The sequence below is a fragment of the Mesobacillus maritimus genome, from assembly GCF_023715205.1.
GTDB classification, from domain to species: domain Bacteria; phylum Bacillota; class Bacilli; order Bacillales; family Cytobacillaceae; genus Mesobacillus_B; species Mesobacillus_B maritimus_C.
In genome coordinates this window covers 1-203 of sequence record NZ_JAMBNR010000158.1, presented here as the reverse complement: position 1 = coordinate 203, position 203 = coordinate 1, and the positions used below count along the sequence as shown (strand labels likewise).

Below are 203 nucleotides of genomic sequence, written 5' to 3'. Positions count from 1 at the left end.
CACCCTAAAAAGCACCCCTTCTCCCGAAGTTACGGGGTCATTTTGCCGAGTTCCTTAACGAGAGTTCTCTCGCTCACCTTAGGATTCTCTCCTCGCCTACCTGTGTCGGTTTGCGGTACGGGCACCATTTATCTCGCTAGAGGCTTTTCTTGGCAGTGTGGAATCAGGAACTTCGGTACTAAATTTCCCTCGCTATCACAGCT

General features: G+C 50.7%; 1 rRNA gene. It reads right to left on the bottom strand.

The features are described from left to right. Positions 1-203, bottom strand: a 23S ribosomal RNA gene (locus tag M3182_RS26030); the annotation flags it as partial.